The 19979-nt window shown below is 69.8% G+C and carries 21 protein-coding genes; 19 read left to right on the plus strand and 2 right to left on the minus strand.

Annotated features, from left to right (window positions below; translation table 11 throughout):
* The 16 genes from ACN6LD_RS06245 (at position 1) to ACN6LD_RS06320 (ending at position 16045) form a co-directional block, all read left to right on the plus strand.
* Positions 1-414 carry a hypothetical protein gene (locus ACN6LD_RS06245; protein ID WP_445035495.1) on the plus strand — a complete coding sequence of 138 codons (414 nt, stop codon included), beginning with the start codon at positions 1-3 and terminating at the stop codon, positions 412-414.
* Positions 415-456: 42 nt separating this feature from the next.
* The gene (locus ACN6LD_RS06250) at positions 457-1299 is read left to right on the plus strand and encodes a winged helix-turn-helix transcriptional regulator (protein ID WP_445035494.1); all 843 of its coding nucleotides are present in this window, start codon (positions 457-459) and stop codon (positions 1297-1299) included.
* Positions 1296-1814 carry a regulator gene (locus tag ACN6LD_RS06255; RefSeq protein WP_445035493.1) on the plus strand — a complete coding sequence of 173 codons (519 nt, stop codon included), beginning with the start codon at positions 1296-1298 and terminating at the stop codon, positions 1812-1814. The genes ACN6LD_RS06250 and ACN6LD_RS06255 overlap by 4 nt, the downstream gene beginning before the upstream one ends.
* Entirely contained in the window at positions 1811-3046 is a 1236-nt protein-coding gene (locus ACN6LD_RS06260; protein ID WP_445035492.1) for an MFS transporter, read from the plus strand. The genes ACN6LD_RS06255 and ACN6LD_RS06260 overlap by 4 nt, the downstream gene beginning before the upstream one ends.
* A gap of 36 nt (positions 3047-3082) precedes the next feature.
* A complete protein-coding gene (locus tag ACN6LD_RS06265; RefSeq protein ID WP_269648179.1) occupies positions 3083-3385 on the plus strand; it encodes a hypothetical protein in 303 nt (100 codons plus the stop codon).
* A gap of 51 nt (positions 3386-3436) precedes the next feature.
* Entirely contained in the window at positions 3437-4690 is a 1254-nt protein-coding gene (locus tag ACN6LD_RS06270; RefSeq protein WP_445035491.1) for an ATP-grasp domain-containing protein, read from the plus strand.
* The gene (locus ACN6LD_RS06275) at positions 4687-5850 is read left to right on the plus strand and encodes an MFS transporter (RefSeq protein ID WP_445035490.1); all 1164 of its coding nucleotides are present in this window, start codon (positions 4687-4689) and stop codon (positions 5848-5850) included. Before ACN6LD_RS06270 ends, ACN6LD_RS06275 begins: the two co-directional genes overlap by 4 nt.
* On the plus strand, positions 5847-6500 hold the full coding sequence (locus ACN6LD_RS06280; RefSeq protein WP_445035489.1) for an HAD family hydrolase: 654 nt from the start codon (positions 5847-5849) through the stop codon (positions 6498-6500). The genes ACN6LD_RS06275 and ACN6LD_RS06280 overlap by 4 nt, the downstream gene beginning before the upstream one ends.
* Before the next feature lie 47 nt (positions 6501-6547).
* Positions 6548-7408, plus strand: a complete 861-nt coding sequence (locus tag ACN6LD_RS06285) for a DUF317 domain-containing protein (protein WP_445035488.1) — start codon at positions 6548-6550, stop codon at positions 7406-7408.
* A 30-nt stretch (positions 7409-7438) separates the two neighbouring features.
* A complete protein-coding gene (locus ACN6LD_RS06290; protein ID WP_445035487.1) occupies positions 7439-7924 on the plus strand; it encodes a hypothetical protein in 486 nt (161 codons plus the stop codon).
* A gap of 59 nt (positions 7925-7983) precedes the next feature.
* Positions 7984-8769: a DUF317 domain-containing protein gene (locus ACN6LD_RS06295; RefSeq protein ID WP_445042650.1), complete on the plus strand. Its 786-nt coding sequence runs from the start codon at positions 7984-7986 to the stop codon at positions 8767-8769.
* A gap of 37 nt (positions 8770-8806) precedes the next feature.
* Positions 8807-9790 carry a SpaA isopeptide-forming pilin-related protein gene (locus ACN6LD_RS06300; protein ID WP_445035485.1) on the plus strand — a complete coding sequence of 328 codons (984 nt, stop codon included), beginning with the start codon at positions 8807-8809 and terminating at the stop codon, positions 9788-9790.
* Between the two features lie 432 nt (positions 9791-10222).
* Positions 10223-11773 carry an integrase gene (locus ACN6LD_RS06305; RefSeq protein WP_445035484.1) on the plus strand — a complete coding sequence of 517 codons (1551 nt, stop codon included), beginning with the start codon at positions 10223-10225 and terminating at the stop codon, positions 11771-11773.
* Positions 11770-13503, plus strand: a complete 1734-nt coding sequence (locus ACN6LD_RS06310; protein WP_445035483.1) for a hypothetical protein — start codon at positions 11770-11772, stop codon at positions 13501-13503. Before ACN6LD_RS06305 ends, ACN6LD_RS06310 begins: the two co-directional genes overlap by 4 nt.
* On the plus strand, positions 13500-15641 hold the full coding sequence (locus ACN6LD_RS06315; RefSeq protein ID WP_445035482.1) for an integrase: 2142 nt from the start codon (positions 13500-13502) through the stop codon (positions 15639-15641). The genes ACN6LD_RS06310 and ACN6LD_RS06315 overlap by 4 nt, the downstream gene beginning before the upstream one ends.
* Positions 15638-16045 carry a hypothetical protein gene (locus ACN6LD_RS06320; RefSeq protein WP_445035481.1) on the plus strand — a complete coding sequence of 136 codons (408 nt, stop codon included), beginning with the start codon at positions 15638-15640 and terminating at the stop codon, positions 16043-16045. The genes ACN6LD_RS06315 and ACN6LD_RS06320 overlap by 4 nt, the downstream gene beginning before the upstream one ends.
* Positions 16046-16248: 203 nt before the next feature.
* On the opposite strand, the gene ACN6LD_RS06325 is transcribed toward ACN6LD_RS06320, so the two are convergent.
* Complete coding sequence (locus tag ACN6LD_RS06325; protein WP_445035480.1) at positions 16249-16467, minus strand: STAS domain-containing protein; 219 nt, start codon at positions 16465-16467, stop codon at positions 16249-16251.
* 138 nt (positions 16468-16605) lie between these two features.
* Here ACN6LD_RS06325 and ACN6LD_RS06330 point away from each other — a divergent pair, with 138 nt between their 5' ends.
* The 3 genes from ACN6LD_RS06330 (at position 16606) to ACN6LD_RS06340 (ending at position 19169) form a co-directional block, all read left to right on the plus strand.
* A complete protein-coding gene (locus ACN6LD_RS06330) occupies positions 16606-17007 on the plus strand; it encodes a hypothetical protein (RefSeq protein ID WP_445035479.1) in 402 nt (133 codons plus the stop codon).
* 240 nt (positions 17008-17247) lie between these two features.
* Positions 17248-17892 (plus strand): uracil-DNA glycosylase, encoded by a 645-nt coding sequence (locus ACN6LD_RS06335; RefSeq protein WP_445035478.1) that lies wholly within the window; start codon positions 17248-17250, stop codon positions 17890-17892.
* A gap of 800 nt (positions 17893-18692) precedes the next feature.
* On the plus strand, positions 18693-19169 hold the full coding sequence (locus tag ACN6LD_RS06340; protein ID WP_445042651.1) for a hypothetical protein: 477 nt from the start codon (positions 18693-18695) through the stop codon (positions 19167-19169).
* 191 nt (positions 19170-19360) lie between these two features.
* On the opposite strand, the gene ACN6LD_RS06345 is transcribed toward ACN6LD_RS06340, so the two are convergent.
* Positions 19361-19894 (minus strand): hypothetical protein, encoded by a 534-nt coding sequence (locus ACN6LD_RS06345; RefSeq protein ID WP_445035477.1) that lies wholly within the window; start codon positions 19892-19894, stop codon positions 19361-19363.
* Positions 19895-19979 lie beyond the last annotated feature (85 nt).

Below are 19979 nucleotides of genomic sequence, written 5' to 3' on the forward strand. Positions count from 1 at the left end.
TTGTCTCACCTCACGTCCACCGAGATAGCCGGACGGATCGAGGACCTCTACGGCGCGCCGCTCGCCGACCTCGAAGCCCACGCCCAGGACCAGCCGCCCGGCATGCTCTCCGCCCTGCTCGGCATGCACCACGACCTCGCCCTCGCCGAGCGCAGCATCGACGTCCACCGCGACCACCTCGCCCAGCTCATCCACCCCGAGCGGCAGATCGGCCGACACGAGGTCTCCCATCTCCTCGACGGCTCCCGCCGGCTCGCCGAAGCCGTCGCAGTCCGCGACGTCCAGGCCAAGTCGGTCGCCGCCGTTCTGCAGAGCCTGGCCCGCGTCCCGGCCCCAGCCCCGACCCCGCCGACTCCCTCGCCACCCGTTCCGGCTCCACCACTTCCGGCCCAGAGCACCGCACACAGCCGCTGATCCGCTGGCGATTTCCCTTTACTCACCCAGGAGTACCTCCCCTTGGCCATCACCGCTCTGCCTCCCGACACCGATGCCGACATCGCCCGGGTCACCGAGGCCCTCGCCATGATCACCCCGCGCTGGAACGTGAGGATCCTGCTGGCACTCTCCGGCCCGCCACAGCGTTATAGCGAGCTGGCGGCCAAGGTGTCCTGGCTGCAGAACGGCCAGCTCCACCCCAAGCTCAAGGCGCTGTGCGACGCCGGGCTCGTCGAGCGCACCGAACACACCGCACGGCATGTGACCTACGGCCACACCGAGCGTGGGGTCGCCCTGCTGCCGGTCCTGCCGATGATCGTTATCTGGGCCGAGGAGCATCTGGAGAAGGCGGACCGCCCGCTGCCCGCGATCGAGCAGATCGAGGACAGCCTCACCCTGCTCACCCGGCGGCACGCCGCCGCCATCCTGTGGGTGCTGAAGTCCCGCCAGGAGGTCAGCGGGCGGGCCCTGGCCCGGATCGTGATGCCCAGCAGCGACTGGACCAACGTGTACCCGCCGCTGCGACAGCTCGTCGCCGACGGCCTGGTCGACACCGAGGGCCTCGGCCTGCCCTACCGGCTGTCCGCGGCGGGCGACGGTCTGAGCCCCGTTCTCGGCGCCCTGTCCGCATGGTGTGCCGGACAGCCCCTCAACCAGGCGGCCCAGCACCCGGTCTGGGGGCATCCGCAGGCGAAGCTCGCGCCGAGGCCGTGGGTCAGCAGCCAGTCCCGGCCGGCCCCCGTAACCCTCCCGCAGGCCCGGACGGGTGAGTCCTCTCCGGCGTGGCACAACCGCGACCTCTTCTCCCACGCCACGCCCGCCCGGCCGAAGGCAGCCATCCCGGCGGGAGGCCCGCGCCGATGACCACCCTTTTCACCTCTGCCGAAGTACGCAACGCGGTCGAGCTGCTGGCTTCACGTTCCTTGATCCGCCTGGTCACCGAGATCGACGACAACGGGGCGATACCGCCGCGACGGCTGGCCGGTACCCTCCCCGACCTCTCCTCGCACCAACTGCGCCGCGCTGCCGAAGCGGCCCGCGCCCACGGTCTCGTCCGGACCGCGCCCGGCGCCGGCCTGGAACTCACGGAGCAGGGTTCGGAGTTGGCTGACCTGTACGACGCGGCTGCGCGCTGGGCTCGACGCCATGCCTACCCGGCACCGGTTTGCGAGTTCAGCAGTCGTGTCCGCCACGTCCTCGACCTCCTGGCGCCCTCGCTCGCGACCGAGCGCGCCGACAGCCTCCCGCGACCGTCCGCCGCGCGGCTGCCCAGCGACGAGGCCGAAGCGGACCTTGGCCGTCCCCGCACCCTCCTGATCCAGTGGCTGGCCGGCAACCCCCAGATCACCCAGGTGTCCGAGCCCGAGCCGGCCGCGTGAGCACAGCGGCTGCACCCCGGCATGCACGCCACACCGCCGGGCTGATGCGCAGCATCTACCTGCCGCGCACGGCGGACGCTCTCGCGTTCGCGATGTCCACCTACGGCATCCCGCTGCTGGTCCTGGCCACCACGCGCTCCGCCGCGTTGACGGGCGCCGCGTTCGCCCTGGAGTGGATCCCGCGGCTGGCGGCGTTCGGGTGGGCCGGATCCATCGTCGACCGGCGCGGGGCGGCAGTCGTCTTCCACCTCGCCTCCCTGGGACGCGCGCTGGCCCTCGCCGCCGGCGCGGTCCTGCTCCACTGCCACCCGTCCGGCACCGTGGCGACCGCCACCGTGATGGTGCTCGCGGCTACGACCGGCGTGCTCACCGAGTTCAGTTACATCGCGGCCGAGACCGCGGGCGCCGCCGCCGGCCGACGGGCAGGAAAGCGGGCCCACCGCGTCCAGGCGGCCCTGCTCGGCATCGACCAGACCGCGACCCTGGCCGGCCCCGCCCTCGCCGGAGTGCTCCTGCTCGCCGGTCCGCCGACGATGCTCGCGGTGATCACAGTGCTCTCGCTTCTCGCCGCGCTGCTCGCCCTGCGCACACCCCCCTCAACCATTACCCCGGCCCGCGCGCCGAAGGGACAACCCGGCGCCGGACTACTCAACGGGTGGCGCACCATCCGCTCTCTTCCGGCGCTTGGCTGGCTGGTGACCGGGCTGACCCTGTCCAACCTGGCCACCGGACTTCTCCAAGCGGCCGGTCCAGTAATCGTTGTCAAGCACTTCGGGCAGTCCACCACGGCCGTCGGCCTGGTCTGGTCCGCAGCCGCCGCAGCGACGCTCCTCAGCGTCACGCTCTGCCGGTTCGCGCTCGACCGCCTGGGCCTGTGGCCGGTCGGCGCTGTCTGCGCCGCCCTCGCCTCGCTCGCCTGCCTCGCCGCCGCCCAGGCCCCCGACTACTGGTCCTACCTGGTCCTGGTCGCGGTCCTCATGGCGGCCGACGGCGGCATGACGGTGGTCCTGCGCACTCTGCGCTCCCGCCTGATCCCCGCGGAGAAGTTCGGCAGCACCCTGTCGGCGACCATCCTCGTCCTCCTGCTGCCCTTCCCCGTCGCCGGCGTACTCACCGCGCTCACCCCGCCCGACGCGCTGGGCCACGTCATCACCGTCTGCGCCGGTCTGCAGGCCCTCGGCCTGTTGTACGCGTTCGTCCGCCTGCGCGCCGATCCCGCCATGTGCACCTGACCCTGTCGCGCTTTTCCCCAGCCTGTGGAGAACCTCATGCCCACCACGATCCTCGGGACGAACCGCGCGAGCGGTCGCACCATCACCGAACAGTTCCACGCCTTCGACGCGCACAATCCCCACGTCTACCGCGCTCTGGAACGCATGGCCGCCCGCCGCCTTGCCGCCGGTGCCACACGGGTCAGCCTCAAGGACCTCTTCGAAGACCTGCGTCGCCAACTCCCGTACGGGGTCGCCGGGCTGAACAACAACTACACCGCCCTCTACGCCCGCCGCCTGATCGACGACCACCCCCACTGGGCCGGCGTGTTCGAGCTGCGCCGACGCCGCGCCGCCTGAAACACCCCTTCTTTCCTCGTCCTGCCGCCTACCGACTCGGAGAACCCCTTCTTGTCCGCTCGCCCCCTCGTACTCGTCGTCTCCCCGGGCGATGAGGCGGATCGCGGCTACTGCCTTGAGCGGGTCGCCGCCGCGTACGACATCGTCCTGCTGACCGGCACCGAGCCCTCGTGGGAGAAGCCGCACATCGTCGACCACGCCGTCGCTGATCTGAACGACACCACCGCGCTCCTCTCCGCCGGCCGGGCTCTGGCGGAACGACACGACCTTGCCGGCGTCGTCACCTGGGACGAATGGAACCTCGTCCCCACCGCCCGCCTCGCCCGCGCGCTCGGTCTGGCCGCGAACTCCGTCGAGGTGATGAGGGCCTGCCGCAACAAGGCCACCGCCCGCACGTTGTTCGCCCGCCACGGAGTGCCGTCGGCAGCCTCGATGACCGCCCGGGCCCTGCAGGAGGCTGAACTGGCGACGAGGACCCTCGGCTTCCCCGCCGTCATCAAGCCCGCCGCAGCGGCCGGCAGCATCGGCGTGATCCGCATCGACCGGCCCGAAGAGCTGCCCGCAGCCTTCGAGTTCGCCTCGGCCGGCGCACGCCGCAGCCGCGAGGACAGTGGCGTCCTGGTCGAGGAGTACCTCGACGGACCGGAGGTCTCCGTCGAATGCGTCACCCACCGCGGCACCACCACCGCCGTCGCCGTGACCCGCAAGCGCCTGGGCCCCGCCCCCTACTTCGACGAGACAGGTCACACCGTCGACGCCGCCGATCCGCTCCTTTCAACGGTGGCGCCGACCGCCGCTGCTGCCATCAAGGCCCTGGGAATCACCGACGGCGTGCAGCACGTCGAGATGCGCCTGATCGGCGACCGGCCCCGCCTGATCGAGGTCAACGCACGCCTGGGCGGCGACATGATCGGACACCTCGTCCACCTGGCCACCGGCGTCGACCTCGCCCGTGCCGCCGCCGACATCGCCTGCGGCCATACCCCCGACCTGACGCCCAACCGCCACCAGGGGGCGGCGATCCGCTTCATCTACCCCGCCTACTCCGGCACCCTCACCGCCCGCCGCCTGACGGCACACGTCGGGGGAGTGGAGCGCGTGCGCTTTCAGCGACAGGCCGGCGACCCGCTCGTACTGCCACAGGACGGCGGCGACCTGTACACCGCCCGCATCGGCTTCCTGATCACCACCGGGCCGACCGCCACTATCGCCGAAGCCCGCGCCCAGGAGGCGTACCGCAACCTCGACGTCCAGGTCGCCCCGGTCCCGCCGACGGCCCTTACTACCGGCCAGGGCGCCGCGTGAGACAGACCGCAGTACCCGAGCTGGTGCGCAGCCGCCGCCTGCTGACTGGGTACTTCGCCGGACTGGGTGTGGTGATGGCCGTCTTCGGCGCGCGTATGCCGGCCGTTCAGAACGCCGCCAAGGCGAGTACCGCCGGGCTTGCCCTGGTCCTGCTGGCCGCCGCCCTCGGCATGGTCACCGGACTCCAGGCAGGCGGACGTCTCGCCCGCCCGGCCCGTCTGCCCGCGCTGCTGACCGGCGGTGCTATAGCCCTCGCCGCCGGTCTTGCCGTCCTCGGGCTCTGCTCCAGTCTGGACAGCCTCCTGGCAGCGGCGTTCGCCTTCGGCATCGGGCACGGCGTCCTTGACGTCGCAGCCAATGCCGCCGCGGTCCGGTGCCAGGACGCCCATGGCCGCCCCATCATGGGCCGGCTGCACGCGAGTTACAGCCTCGGCGCCCTCCTCGGCGCCGCACTCGCCGCCACCACCGCCCACACCTCACACACCGTTCTGTTCGCCGCAGTGGCAGCTTGCGCCGCTGCTGCGGCAAGCGCGACCACGCGACTCACCCGCACCGTCGCCAGCCCCGCACTCGAGCCCGTCCACCACGGTGCTGCACCGGGCTCACCCGAGCCGAGGAGGTTGTCCCGGCACCGATTGTGGCTGCTCGGCGCGCTTGCCGCCGCCACGCTGCTGGGCGAAGGAGCCGCTGCCGACTGGGCCTCCGTCCACCTGCACGACCTCGGCGCGACAGCCGCGACCAGCGCCGCGGCGTACGGCTGCTACAGCGCCGCCATGGCCGCAGGCCGTCTCGCCGGAGACCGGCTCACCGCCCGCTTCGGCGCGGACACCGTCGTGCGCACCGGCGCCGCTTTGGCCGCGCTCGGCCTCGCCACCGGACTGGCCGGCTCCACCACCACCTCTGCCCTCCTCGGCTGGACGGCCTTCGGCCTGGGCCTGTCCGTCACGATCCCCAGCCTGATCACCGCCGCCGGCACTGGCGGACCCCGCGCGGTCGCCACCGTCGCGGTCACCGGCTACGTCGGCCTGCTCGCCGGCCCCGCCCTCATCGGCGCTCTCACCACCGTCACCGCACTGCCGCACGCGCTGCTGCTGCCCGCCCTCCTCGCCGCAAGCGTCGCCGTGCTCGCACCCAAAGCCCTGGAGAAAACGACCCCTTGACCCGCACCTCCGCCTCCCCGATCGGCGTGGACGCCCTGATCCTCGACTACAACGGGGTCCTCGGTCTCCAGCCCAGCACCGCCATGTGGACCCGTCTCGCCGACCTCGCCGAGTGGCCCGACCGGCATCTTCCCTCGTTCCAGGACGCCTTCTGGGCTCCCCGCAACGCATACGACGCAGGGGAACTGAGCGATCTGGCCTACTGGGCCAAGGTCCTCGGACACCACCCCGGCCCGCGGTGGCTGCGCACCCTGCGGGCAGCCGACACCGCCATGTGGACCCGCACTGACCCGCGCGTCCTCGATGTCCTGTACCGCGCCCGGGCCGCGGAGCTGCCGATGGTGCTGCTCTCCAACGCCCCAGCCCACCTCAGCGACGTCCTGGACGCCACCGTCTGGCGGCGCGAGCTGATGGACGACGCCTTGTACTCCGCCCGCCTGGGCCTGTGCAAGCCCGACCCGGCCGTGTACGAACGCGCCCTGGCCGCCACCGGCGTCGCCGAGCCAGCACGGGTGCTGTTTGTCGACGACCGCGAGGACAACTGCCGGGCCGCCGCCCAGCTGGGCCTGCGCACCCTCCACTACACCGGCCAATCCGCCTACCCGGAACGGCAGTTGCTGCCTGCCCTCGCGGCCAGCACCGGTTCCTGACTGCGCACCGCGCCGCTCACCCCTCGGCCCCAACCCTCAGGACTTTCGTGCCCGACACCGAAGAGATCGACGGCGACGTCTACGTCTCCCCCCGCTACCTCGCCGCCAGCACTTACACCGGAGACCCGGCTCTGGAACCGCTGCTCGGCCTCGGCTTCGACCTGTGTCACGACGACCTCGGCAACGTGTATGTCACCGCGCCCGATCACCGCGTCCGACTCGGCTATCTGCCCGAGGGAGACGACGACGGGCTGTGGCGCATCAACGCCTACAAGGACTCGTTCGGCCCGCCGGAGTGGGGCGTCTGCTTCAACGACCGCGTCCCCACCGAGTTCGTCCGAGCCTTCACCACCGCACTCGCCGAGGCGTACGAGCGTGGCCCGGACGCCTACCTCGCCAGGCCGGCCGCCGGGGTCGACGAGCACGATCCCTTTCTTGCTGTCGTGCCCGTGCTGAGACAGGGCTGGGAGATCGACCGCCCGCGCTGGGGCGTCTTCGCGGTCCAGTCCCCCGACGGGTTCGCCGGCCTGGAGTTCACCACCGGCGACCTCGATCCGGAAACCGAGCTGACCACACGCGACGCCCGGTGGCAGATGTGGGCGGGCAAGTCCATCGACCGGCCCGTCTGGTACGCCACGGCCAGCACCGACACTCCCGTCGCCCTGCTCACCGCCGTCACCGCGTGCGTCGCCGATCCGGCTCCCCTGCCCCGGTGGCGCGAGGAGACCTTCAGCTACATCAAGGGCATGGCCCAGCTCACGCCGATCCTTCCGCCCGGACCGCCGGCCCCGACCCCGCTCGACGTGCGGAGGGCCGCCGCATCCCGCCGCCCGGCCGCGCTCCCCGCGGCCAGCGTCCCGCGCTGGAGCACCACCAGCCGACCGGCCCTGCCCCGTCCACGCCGATAGGACCAGCCCGACCCCCATCGGAGACCCCTCTTGTCCCTGCAGGCCCCCGAGTTCTTCGCCGAGCTGTGCCTCCCCTTCGACAGCACGGTCGTGGGCAACACGTACTTCGCCGCCCCCGTCCCCGGCACACCGCTGCGGCTGCGGATCGACTTCACCGGCACCATCCACGCGGATACCTACGGCGGCCTACGCCTGGCGGTCGTCCACCCGGCCCGCGGCGAGATCGACGCCGTCGCCCTCAGCTTCCTCGACCACGGCACCTTCCACCGCCGCGACGAAGCGACCAACACCCGGCCGAACACCAAGCAGCACGGCACCTTCGACAAGTACCACCGCCCCGGCCGGCCCCCGTGGGAGGGAGCCGTCACCACCGGGCTGCGCGACGCCATCGAGCAGTACACCGCCGTCTGGTTCCCGGGCGCCTGGACCGCGTCCGCGCCGAGCCGCGCCGCAGGCCGGACCGCGCAGACCGCGCCCGTCGCGCCGGTCACCCGCAGCGGCACCCGCGCCCGCTGAGCCGCGCCCCACGGCCAGGCCCCGCGTTCCGCACCCTTCCAGCAGGAGCCCTGCCCGTGATGAGCCACCCCTTTGAAAACCTCGACCCCGCCCAAACCGTGCAGGTCCTTCCCCGCCACCTCGCCGGGCCCGGCGCCGTCGACCCGCGTACCGCATGGGCCTTCCCCTACGACGAGGGCTGGCCGTTCGCCCAAACCGACGATGGCACGGCCGCGGCGTTCAGCCCGTGCCTGCGACTGCAGACCACCTACGACCCCCAGCCCGACCAGCGCGGCCGGGGCACGTGGACCGTCAGCGCGCACCGGGCCCCGTTCACCCCACCGGCCTGGCGGATCACCTTCGACGCCGCCACCCCCGTCGAGCTGCTGCACGACGTCCACACCGAACTGCTCGGCCTCTACCTCGAAGACCGGCACAGCGACCACGACCGGCTGTTCCGGGACGAGACGGCACCGCACGAGGCGTACGTGCCGCTGCTCACCCGCGGGTGGAGCCACGACGTCAAGACCGACGGCACACAAACGTTCCTCACCCCGGAAGGACTCGGCGGCCTACGCCACCGCTACGCCATCAGCGGCTCCAGCGGGCCGGCCTGGCGGGCCTGGGGCGGGCACCCCAGCGAGCCGCACTGGACGGCACGCTTCTCGTTCGGCACGCCCACCACGCTCGTCGCAGCCTTCACCGCCTCGCTGATCTCCACCGAGCCACTGCACCGCACCGTCCAGGACGTCCCCGTCCACACCCGCCGCGCCCTCTACATCGCCACCACGACACCCAAGCAGCCTCACGGCAGCACACCTGTCGCCCCGCCACCTCCCGCCCCGGTTGCCAGCCGAACCCGATGACCTTCCCCACCCTCTGATCCAAGGAGTCCTCCTCCTAGTGCACGCACGCTTCGTTCGATCCGCCGCCGTCGCCGTCGCGGTGACCGGCACCCTCACCTGGGCGCCGGCCGCGAGCGCCCAGCCCTCCGAACCGACCCCCTCGGCCTCCGCCGAGACACCGGCCCCGGACGCGGGCAGCGTCGAGATCATCACCAAGGACCCGGCCGGGGACGCGCTCCCCGGCGCCGCATTCCTCCTGCTCGACTCCGCCGGCCAAGAAGCTGGACGGGGCAAGACCGACGCACAGGGGAAACTGACCTTCTCCGACCTCGCGCCGGGCGTCTACCGCCTCAAAGAAATCTCCAGCGGCAGCAGCCTTCACGACACCGCCGATGACCAGGACGTCATCGTCACCCCGGGCAACGCCACCCGGCTCACGGTCGTCGACCCGTTCACGGCCGCCTCGGTCCTGGTGAAGGGCAAGGACGACAAGACCGGCAAGCTGCTGCCAGGATCCACGGTCAACATCGGCAGCGGCGACAAAACCATACTGACGCTGACCACCGGCGCCGACGGAACGGCCAGCGGCAAGCTGCCCATCAACTCCCGTACCGGCACGGACTTCTGGGTCAAGCAGGTCAAGGCACCTGCGGGCTACAACATCTACAAGCCCTCGAAGGCGTTCAAGGCCAAGCCGGGCGATCCCGTGACCGTGACCGTCACCAACGCCAAGACCGCCACCACCCCGCCGCCCTCGGAGAAGCCGACAGACAAGCCCACCGAGAAGCCAAGCGACAAGCCCTCCCCGGACAAGCCCGGCAGGGATGAGGACACCCCGGCGCCGTCTGCCTCGGGTACTCCGACCTCCAACGAGTCCGCGTCGCCAGCTCCTTCCGGCTCGCTCGCGCACACCGGCGCCGACGCCACCCCGTGGCTGATCGGCGGCGCCGGAGTCCTGATCGTCGCCGGCGGAGGCGCTCTCTTCGCGGCCCGTCGCCGACGCACGGACGACTCCACCGACGACGGCTCCTCCGCGAGCTGACCCACCCACGGCCCTCCGCAAAGCCCCTGGAATTCACCCACTGATTCCGGGGGCTTTGTCATGGGCGCGTGTCCGATGCGAACGGAGGCGGGGCGCCACCCGCCGCACACGCGTGACCCTTGCATGGAGGGACGCCGAACCGTGAAGGCCCGTACGGATATTCGCCTTCAAGAGTGGACTCGCCACCCCGTGGGGGTCGGCCGGTGTCGAACGCCAGCGCGATGTCGCCTGGGTGCGGCACACTGCCGCCGGTATCAGCTTTCCCGGACCAAAGGAGCCGTCCCTGTGGCCGAACGAATCGTCGTCCCAGACCTGTGGACTGGGCGTTGCCAGTGTGGCGACCACGCGTACGAGGCGTCCGGTATTCCGGACGACCCCCACACCTGCTTCCCTGATGATTGAGTGAGTTCAAGGGGCTCACAGGGGTGGCAGATGGACGAGTGGTGGCTGGTGTTTGTGCCGGATCCGGAGCGGTGGGGGCCGCTGCCGGAGGAGGGGGTGCTGGGGGTCCGCGACCTGCCGGCGGCCTTGGACGCGGTGGGGCTTCGCCCAGGCGATCCGGTATTCGTTCGACCTGATTTCGTCGTGGACGCGGAGTTGTTGCAGTTCGCCCTCTCGTCGGATTTCCGCGACCTGGAACGGGAGTCGCGTCGGAATTACGCGACAGACATCCGTTTGCTGCTGTCGTGGCTTTGGCGGCGGGGTGTTCCCTGGCGGGCTGCGACAATTGCGGACTTGCGGGCGTACAAGCAATTCCGCGTCGACTCTCCGTTGAATCCGCAGCGGATCGGCGGAACGAAGTGGAACCGGGAGGCATCTGCGCTGACCCAGCTCTACAAATGGGCGAAGGTCAGCCCTCTCCCGGTAGATGTGGGTCGTCGCGCGGACCGATCGGCAAGTGCGCGAAGCTCTCGGGTGTCGTGGCTGACTCCGCGTACTTGGGGTCTGTGGCAAGACCTGGGCCTGCGAGGAGTTGGCCGAGATGGGGCGCCGTTGCCCGGCTGGGACGGGCGAACCGAACTGCGGAACACCGCGTTCGTGGGGCTGACGCTGAGCTCGGGCCTGCGACGGCAGGAGGCCGGCGCGATGCTGACGTTCGAAGTGCCGACCCGGCGTCTTCGATCTGGACGCTACTGCCATGGCCTGGTGGCCAGCGCCCTTTCGCGGTCGAAGCGTGACCGGACCTACTACGCGTCGATCGAGTCTGTACGCCAGCTCGGTGCCTACAGCGAGTCCGAGCGGGCGTGGGCTATTCAGCGCGCCCAGGTGGAGGGCCGCTACGAGAAGCTGCCGCTGATGCGGCTGGTCACGGACGTGTCGCCTGGCCCGGTTCCGGTCGTGCACTGGGTGGAGCGGGATGGGGCGGCAGGCAGGCGGGAATTGAGCCTGCTGGACTGGCGCGAGAGGCAGTGGTTGTTCGTCGAGGGACCACAGGGCCCGGAACCGGCGTGGTTGTGGTTGTCCGAGCAGGGCATGCCGATGCTGCCGGACCGGTGGAATACGGTGTTCTGGCAGGCCAACCAGCGGTGCGAGGAAGCTCTGTTGACGCCGGACGAGCGAGAGGTCCCGCGCCCGATGAGGTCTGCTGCGGTACGGGGGAGGGTCCCGTATGCGACGCCGCATTCCGCGCGTCACTCCATGGCGCTCTACATGCTGGTCGTGCTGAACGAGCTGATGGACAAGAAGTACGGGCTGACCGCCGCGGACCGGCGCGACTTCGCCCAGCTCTACGGCGACCCGTGGTGGCTGGTGAAGACCCTGTTGGGACACCGGGACGTGGAGACGACGAAGGAGCACTACCTCAACCCGGTCATGCACCTGCAGCTGGAGTCGATCCTCGCCTTCGACACCGAGGACGAGCACGGCGAGACGGACCAGACGAAGGATCTGAACGGCCTGTTCACCCGGCTGGCCCGGGAAACTTCCGGGATCCAGGACATCGAGGTGCTGTTCGACGCTCTCCCCGTCGCGGCGGCATCGTGAGCGGGCGGGGCCGCAAGGCCGTGCTGCCGCCGGCGGACTTCCAGGCGACCCAGCGCATCGCCGCCGACGGACTGCAGGTCACCGTGGTGAACGAGGAAGGCTTCGAGCGCGTCTTCGACTTCGCCGCGATTGCCGTTCCCCAGCCGATGCGCTGCTCTCTTGCGCGGGCGTTCGCCGAGCAGTCCATGGGGTGGAACAGCCACTCGAGCGGTGAGTCGTATTGGCGGTCCCTGGAGGTCTTCGCCAGGTTCCTCAAGGACCAGGGGCACCCAGCCGAAGACCTCGGCGACCTCACCTCGGCCATGCTCCGGCTCTGGCGCAACAACCACAAGGACACCCCCGGCGGGCGCGAGGCCCTGGGCAAGATGCGTACGCTGCTGAAACGCGAGCCGCGGCTGGCGCAGGGCCTGGCCGCCGAGGAACTGGCCCGCCCCGTCCCGAAGAAGGGCAAGCCGTCCAAGCAGTCCTACCGGCCGTCGGAGCGCGACCAGGTGCTGCTGGCCGCCGAACGGCAGTTCCGTGCCGCGCTGTTGCGGATACGGGAGAACACCACGTTGCTGACCCGCTACCGGGCAGGCGCGCTGGATCCGGACAGCCGTGACTGGAGGATCGGGGCGGTCCTCGATCACCTGGCTGCCACAGGCGAACTGCCCGGATACCCGGATAAAGACGGGAAGGTCTACACCCGGGCCGAAGGGCTGCTGCGCGGAAAGAACCGCGGGAAGACGACGGGCCGGCTGTTCTTGGCCCGGCCGGAACTGACGGCCCTGGCCGTGATGATGACGGACCGCTACGGCTGGAATCTGTCGGTCTACGACCGTCTGCACGTGCCCGTTATCACCCCGTCCGCGGGAGAGACGGCCACGGTTACCTACGAGGTCCTGGTGGAGAAGCGCCGCTCGGGCGAGGGGCGCTGGTTCGACACGGAGAACTACACGGACTCCGGCGCGGACTCGCCGGGCCGGCTCATCACCCAGGCCCTGGAAGCCACGCAGCACGGGCGAGCCTTGGCCGCTGCCCTGTCACCCGGCCACGACCTGCTGATGGTCGCCCGCAACCGGCGCCGTACTGACGTGGACTCCAATCTGGACCGGCCCCGGAACGTCGGCCCGCTGTGCTTCGGGGTGTCCAAGGCCGATGCACGAGTATGGGCGAGCACTCACAAGATCGGCTCGCCCTTCCAGCGCGCCCGCAGGACCACCGTCACCACCACGGGCAAGCCGCTGCAGCACAAACGCGGCACCCACGAGAGCGTCTACGTCCTGCCCGACGAGAACGTCCAGGAGGCCGCCGTGGGCGTGATCGCGGCCGGCGCCGAGGAGGCCCTCGAACAGGCCCGCGACTACACCTTCAAGGGGCGGCTCTCGGACGCGGCCGAAGCGGCCCACCAGGAGACTGCGACCGCGGACTGTGCGGACGAGGAGACCAGCCCCTGGCCGGACCCGAGCGGGGGCTGCGGCGCCGACTTCCTGCTCTGCCTGTCCTGCGAGAACTCCCGGGTCCACACCGGCCACTACCCGCGTCTCGCGCTCCTGCGCCGCCAGTTGATATCGCTCCGCTCCGGTTGGCCGGAGAAACTCTGGCGCAAGCGATGGGACGAACACCTCCAGCGACTCGATGACCTGCGGGCAAAGGTCAACGAGAGCACCTGGGACGCCGCTCTGGCCCGGATCACCGACCGCGACCAAATGATCGTCGACCATCTGCTCAAGGGAGACCTCGCCCCGTGACGACAGCTCTGACCCTCGAGGCCGATCCCTACATCCTCCCCCTGCCGGAGCCGGAGAGCCCGGTGGTCCTGGACCGGTGGATCAGGGCCGGCAACACGCACCCCAACTCCCGGTACAGCGACGACGTCTGGTCGATGGGACCGCTGACCGACAACCCCGGGGAGAGCATCCACAAGATCAATTTGAGGAGGTGCCCCGCCTCCCTGCGGAGCGAGTTCAGGCACCTCATCTGGGTCCTGGTCAACGGCGAGCTGCGCCCCACCTACGTACAGGAACGGGGCTTTCAGAACCGGTCACGCGACGGCGTGATCAGCATGCGCGACAACATCCTGCAGTGGATGAAGTTCGCGCGCTGGCTCGACCGGCAAGGCGTGTCCCAGGCCAGTGACTGCACCGTGGAGCACTGGAAGGCGTACGCCGCCAAGTGCACCAGCGGCTGCACTCGCGATCATGCCCTGACGGTTCTGCGCTGGCTCTCGGACCTGTGGGCCTTCGACCAGCTGTCCGTTAGCCCCTGCGGCATTACGCAGCCGCCCTGGGAGAGCGAGGGCATCGACGACTACCTGCCGGCCGCGACGGGGGAAGCGGGCGGGGAGAACAAAACCGAGCCACTGGACCCGACCGTGATCGGCCCCTTGCTGACCTGGTCGATCCGCCTGGTCGAGGACTTCTCCGACGACATCCTGGCCGCCTGGGCCGAGCGCCGCCGCATGCACGCCCGCGTGAAGGCCACCCCCAGCACCCGAGGGGGCCTGGCGGCCGTCAAGAACTATCTGCAGCCGCTGCTCGATTCCGGGGCCCTCCTGCCCGCCACCGTGAGCCGAAAGCACGGCATCACCCTGGCCCACCACTACGTCGCCGCGGTCACGGGAGCCAGCTGGAACCAGGTCCACGACTTCTCTACTCGGCGCGGGCTCCGTGCTCTCGTCGCCCGGCGGCCCGGCCCCAGCCCGATGCAGGTGCCGGTGACGGGCCGGATCGAGGGGCGTCCCTGGCGCGAGTTCATGGACTATGAGGAGACGCCGATCCTGGTACGGCACCTGGCCACGGCCGCCGCCATCGTCATCCTGTACTTGACCGGGATGCGCCCCCAGGAGGCCCAATCGCTGCGGTCCGGCTGCTGCCCCGATCCGGAAGCCAACGAGGACGGCTCCATGCCGCGGCATCTGATCCGATCTCACCACTACAAGAACGTCCGCGACTCCGACGGCCACCACATCTCCGCTGGTGAGGAGCGCGTCGTCCCCTGGGTCGCGATCACCCCCGTCGTGAACGCCATCCGTGTCCTGGAACGCATCGTCCCCAAGGGCGAGCTGTTGTTCAGCTCCACCCACCACGATGTCATCGGCCAGCGCAAGCACCACGGTGCGCTGAAGCGCGCCAGCCTGGGCCGCCGGGTCGAGAATCTCGTGTCATGGATCAACCAGGAGGCCACCGCCCAGGGCCTGCCCGCCCAGATGGTGCCCGAGGACCCGCACGGCAACCTGGGACTGAGCCGTCTGCGCAGAACCCTCGCTTGGCACATCGCCCGCCGCCCCGGCGGTCTGGTCGCCCTCGCCATCCAGTACGGACACATGCGCACCGCCCTGGACGCCCGCACCTCCACCGGCTATGGCAACCGCGAGCGTCGGGGGTTCCACGGGGAGCTCGACGTCGAGACCGCTCTCGCCGCCGCACAGACCGCAGCACGGCTGCGCGACGCCGCAGCGGCCGGCGAGAAGATCTCCGGTCCCGCCGCTCGACGGGCTCTCATCGGGGCAACCTCGATCCCCAGCTTCGAAGGCGCCCTGACCACCCCGAAGGCCGCCGCCAAGTTCCTCGCGCGCGACGGCCTCGTGCTCTTCGACAACCCCGACGCGTTCCTCCTCTGCGCCTTCAAGCGCGACACCGCCCTGTGCGACCCGGATCCCGGGGCGACGGCACCCAACCAGTTCGCCTGCCAGCTCGGCTGCGGCAACGCGATCCGCACCGACAGCCACGCGCAGGCCGCGCGGGAGCACGCTGATCGGCTCGATGCGAGGGCAGCCCTTGTGCCCCAGCCCCTGGGCGACCGGCTTCGCCTGACCGCCGACCGCTTCCGCGCTCTCGCCGACGCCCACGACGCCGCCGCCCAGACCGCCGAGGAGGCCATCGCATGAACCAGCAGCACGACGACGAACGCTCCCGCATCCGCACGGCCATGGACCGCCTCCTGGCCGGCCAGCCCACCAGCTCCAACGGCAGCCTCACGGTGGTCGCACTCGCCGCAGAGGCCGGTGTCCACCGCATGGCGCTGCAAAAGCGCCACGCCGACCTCAAGGAGGAGTTCTACGCGCGGGTGCGTACAGAAACGCACCAGACACCGGAGGTCGAAAAGCGGCTTCGCAAAGAGGTGGTCCGCCTGAAGGAAGCTCTCAAGGACTCCCGGGCTGCCGAGGCCAAGTCCCGGCATCGAGCGGAGCAACTGGCCCTCGCGGCAGCCGTCCTCATCCTCCGGCAACCCGACAACCACGACCAGCCTGTTCCCGACAACGTCATCCCGCTCCGCCCGTCCGGCGATTAAGGAGAGCAGGCCGTCACGCGGCCACGCCGAGTTCCTTGCGGGTCCGGTGGATGAACTCCCGCACGGCCGGCTCGCGCCGCCAGGGGCGAGGGCGGTGTTGAACTCGCGGACATAGTCCTTGGCCTGGCTCGACTGGACGCGGGCGAGGATGTCGACGGACCGGTTGCCGAGCTCGAGGCCGTGGGGCTCACGTCCTCACTCAGCTATGGCTGCTCGATCGTGAAGGCGCCGCCGGTACAGGTGAGCCGCAGTAGCCGAGCCAGGGAGTGCGGGACCGCGCGCAGCCGCAGCTCGCTCCCGCCGGCCTTGGCCGCGTGGGCGGCGGCCAGCAGCGCGGACAGACCGGTGCAGTCGATGAAGGTCAGCTGGCCGCAGTCCACGTCGATGTGCCCTGTTCTCGTATAGCTACGGCCAACGGACATGTAGCGCTGGGTCACGCTCAGCGCTGCGTACCCTCTCCGGGGCTCAGGCTTGGTGATCACAGACCGGCTACGCACTCAGTACACAGCCTTCACGTAGCGCATGATGCCCTTGCTGCCTCATTCATCCCTGGGGGGACCATGCGCACCACAACCACGGCGGCGGCCCTGCTCGCCACCGCCCTCGCGAGCATCGCCCTTACCGCCTGCTCCAGCGGCGAAGACTTTGCGGCCACCCACGACGGCTACACCGCAACGCAAGTCTTCTGCGCCGACCTCGCCGCCCTCAACCAGATCGGTGAGGCCCGCGACAGCGGCGACTTCGGCGGCCCCGATGACGACCAGATCGCCAAAGCGCAAGACGAGTTGCAGGACGCTGCGAACCACATAGCCGCGCGGGACCCGAAGTGGAACGAGCTCGGCGAAGTCACCACTGGGCTGATCTCCGGAGACAGCGGGATCCCATTCGGAACGGACACGCAATACCAGCAAGCCGTGGACTACTGCACCTCACACGACCAGTACCTCGACTACGGGGTTTGACCGACGTCACCGCCAGGAGACCCGTCCCCCGCACCCGTACCACCACACATGGCCGCCGCCCGCCCTCTGGTGGTGTGTAGCTCTCTGTGACGACCAAAGCGTCATCAGCAAGGCTGCCCGCAACCGCCATTGCGTCCTTCGCCACTCGTCGTCTGTATGTGTGGGGCCGTTCCGATCGAGCAGTGTCAGACGTGCCCGTTAGGGTCCTAGGCGATGGCGCCGGTCGGTGTTGGAGGAAGCATGGCAAGACAGATGCGTGAAGAGGCGTTCCGAGTAGAGCAGGAGCAGGGGCGTTACGCTCCGCATGTCCGTCCGATCAACGAGATGGTCGACATCTTGCGCGATCAGGACGAGCGTGGCTGGATGCCGCATGTCGCACCCTGGCACGGGGGAGCGGAGGCTCGCGTCTTGTCCATTCTGCGGGACCCGGGCCCCAAGACGCAGGAAGGCGCCGGCTCGGGATTCCTGTGTGTGGAAAACGATGACCCGACGGCGGAGCTTCAGGCCCAGATCTTCGAGGAGGCCGGGATAGCGCCGCGCGACGTCACTCCCTGGAACGCCTATCCCTGGTACATCAACCGCTCGCCGAACGCTGCTGAGCTCCAGGCCGGTGCCGAGGTCCTGAAGCAGCTGCTGGGGCTGATGCCAAAGGCAGAGGTCGTGCTCCTCCAGGGCAACGAAGCCCAGGACGTGTGGCGCCGCCTGCTCAAGACGCACCCCGGAGTCGTCCGTGAACGGAGTCTGAAGGTGGTCAGCACCTACCACCCGGGACGGCAGGCTCTCTTCGTGCGAGACCCGGATGAACGCGCCCGCCGCGCACAGCACAGAGTCGACTCCTGCCAGACCGTCGGTGACGTGCTCCGTGGCGAGGGCGGGCAGAGGTAGGGTCCGCGCACGGATCAGGCCGTGGAGCAGCTTGGCGATGGGCGAGGGGTAGCGCCGGGGTGAGGGGGCGAAATGGCACAGGCGACGCGCTGGAGGTTCCGCGAGTGCGACGCGGAGATCCGAGGGGCAGCGCTCAGTCCCGAGAGGTCAACGAACCAGATCAACCCCACGCGCCACTCTGGTCATCGTGTGGCCCTGGACCCGTGGCCGAAGGGACGCGCCAACGCGTACGACACGTCTGGCTCCGGGTGGGTTGTGTACACCCGCGAGCCCCGCAGGTGGCGGCAGCGCTGGGACAGCCTTGCCCTGTCGACCCGCGTCTTGGTCACCGTTGGCGAGATTAGAGACCCTCTCTCCTACTGCCCTGAGGCCCGCGTTCGACATAATTCGTCTGGCCTGGAGGCGCGAAGTGCCTGCTGACCTGCAGGTTCTCCGCCTGCGCCCCGAATCGCCCGTTTCTCTAGGCATAGAGAAACGGGCAGGTCAGCGGCCTGGCCGATCAGGCCGCTGGGCCAACAATGGGCCGAAGTAGGGTGGCGACAAGGCCCCCTGAAACGGGGCAAGTTGGCGACCTCAGGGCGAGGTCCGTGATCGACGCTCTATCGTCAATCAGCAGCAGCTTCGAGACGGCCTTCGGTCAGGTCCTCGGAGACCGCACCGGAGAGCCTCGCCACCTGCGGAAACGTGAGCGCCTAGAGAAACGACCTGCGGCAGCCGAGAAGGTGAAGCCGCAGGCCAGCGGGCATGTCGTTGCTCCAGAGGCTCCGAATTACGTCGAACCCGGGTGAGGACTCCACGAAGTGAACGCAGAATTCTGGGTCGCCGTCTTCGCTGCAGGCGTCGCCCTCATCGCGCTGATCAGCAGCGCGGTCAGCGCCGCCAGAGCCCGCGTCAAAACCATCGAAGACGCATATATCGCACGCTACTGGCAAATCCTCGACGGCTTCCCCTCCCTGGCCCTCGTCGCCGAGGACGGCACAGCATGCAGCAGCGAGGAACTCAAAGCCGTGCGCCTGTACTTGCGGCTTTGTGAAGACGAGCTGGAACTGCGTGAGTTGGGCTGGGTCGGAGGCGAGACCTGGGAGCAATGGCGCCCCGGTATCCGAGCCCAGCTCAACCAGTGGCTCGTCGCCGCCGAATGGGCCCTCATACGCGACTGCCATCGCGCACCCCACCAGTTCATGCTACTGCGCGAATTGGACGCCACCCCTGACTATGATCCCTACCGGCACCGCCCCTACATTGGCCGCTTCACGCGCCAATGGCGGGGACTGTGATTGTCCCTGCGGCAACCGAACGGCATGGAGACAGGCGGCACGGCCCCTCCAGGCCATGAAGACCGGCCGCAGCCTGCTCCTTACCTTCCGGTGCTCATGCCCCGACGGTAGGGAACCCCCGGCCCTCTGCGAGCACAGGTTCCGGTCACCCAAGCGCACTTATACATGTAGAGGGCTTCCACATCAGGTTCTTAGCCGATGCTGGTGTCTGTCGCAGGAGCCTTTCGGGCGTTGTTCCTGAGGTTGGCGAAGGGCAGGGCTCCTCCGTGGAGTTCTTTGAACTCGTCGATCAGGTCCTGCTCAGCCTCACCCGCATCGTCCTCGGTCGTCGGCCGCCAGGCGACGAGCAGTGCGTCCGAGTCGGCCAGCTGCCAGATGTAGCGTCCGCCCCAGTGGCCGGCCAGCAGGCCGGTGCCGTGGCGGCGGTAGTCGGCAAGCCGCTGATTCAGTCCGTCCTGGCCCGCGGCCTTGCCGATGTACACGACCGTTGCCCCGTCCACCCAGGCATCGCCGAGCTTGTCGGCCGTCACGGACGGGTCGCGGCCTTTGAGGTGTCCGGCAGGGCTGGTGGGGAGGAACGACGGGGGCGAGGTGTCTGTGCGGATCACCACGTAGATTCCGTGCCCGGTGGGGACGTTGCTGCCGGGCAGTTCACGGAACGGCACGAAGCCGCGGAAGCCGCGTGCGGTCAGGGTCCTCTGTGTCAGCTCTGGTGTCGGGCTCATACTAGGCATCGTGCCAGGCGCATCTGACAGTCCTCGGCGGTAGGTGTCGTACTGCAGCCGGGGGGGGGGGGGGGGGGGGGGGGGG

Source organism: Streptomyces sp. SAS_272 (genome assembly GCF_052543235.1).

What these genes read in the sequence shown, in the direction of transcription:
- ACN6LD_RS06295 (WP_445042650.1), top strand. Translation starts at nt 7,984, where the DNA reads ATGAGCCACCCCTTTGAAAACCTCGACCCCGCCCAAACCGTGCAGGTC.
- ACN6LD_RS06255 (WP_445035493.1), top strand. Translation starts at nt 1,296, where the DNA reads ATGACCACCCTTTTCACCTCTGCCGAAGTACGCAACGCGGTCGAGCTG.
- ACN6LD_RS06265 (WP_269648179.1), top strand. Translation starts at nt 3,083, where the DNA reads ATGCCCACCACGATCCTCGGGACGAACCGCGCGAGCGGTCGCACCATC.
- ACN6LD_RS06320 (WP_445035481.1), top strand. Translation starts at nt 15,638, where the DNA reads ATGAACCAGCAGCACGACGACGAACGCTCCCGCATCCGCACGGCCATG.
- ACN6LD_RS06345 (WP_445035477.1), bottom strand. Translation starts at nt 19,894, where the DNA reads ATGAGCCCGACACCAGAGCTGACACAGAGGACCCTGACCGCACGCGGC.
- ACN6LD_RS06330 (WP_445035479.1), top strand. Translation starts at nt 16,606, where the DNA reads ATGCGCACCACAACCACGGCGGCGGCCCTGCTCGCCACCGCCCTCGCG.
- ACN6LD_RS06325 (WP_445035480.1), bottom strand. Translation starts at nt 16,467, where the DNA reads ATGTCCGTTGGCCGTAGCTATACGAGAACAGGGCACATCGACGTGGAC.
- ACN6LD_RS06305 (WP_445035484.1), top strand. Translation starts at nt 10,223, where the DNA reads ATGGACGAGTGGTGGCTGGTGTTTGTGCCGGATCCGGAGCGGTGGGGG.
- ACN6LD_RS06335 (WP_445035478.1), top strand. Translation starts at nt 17,248, where the DNA reads ATGGCAAGACAGATGCGTGAAGAGGCGTTCCGAGTAGAGCAGGAGCAG.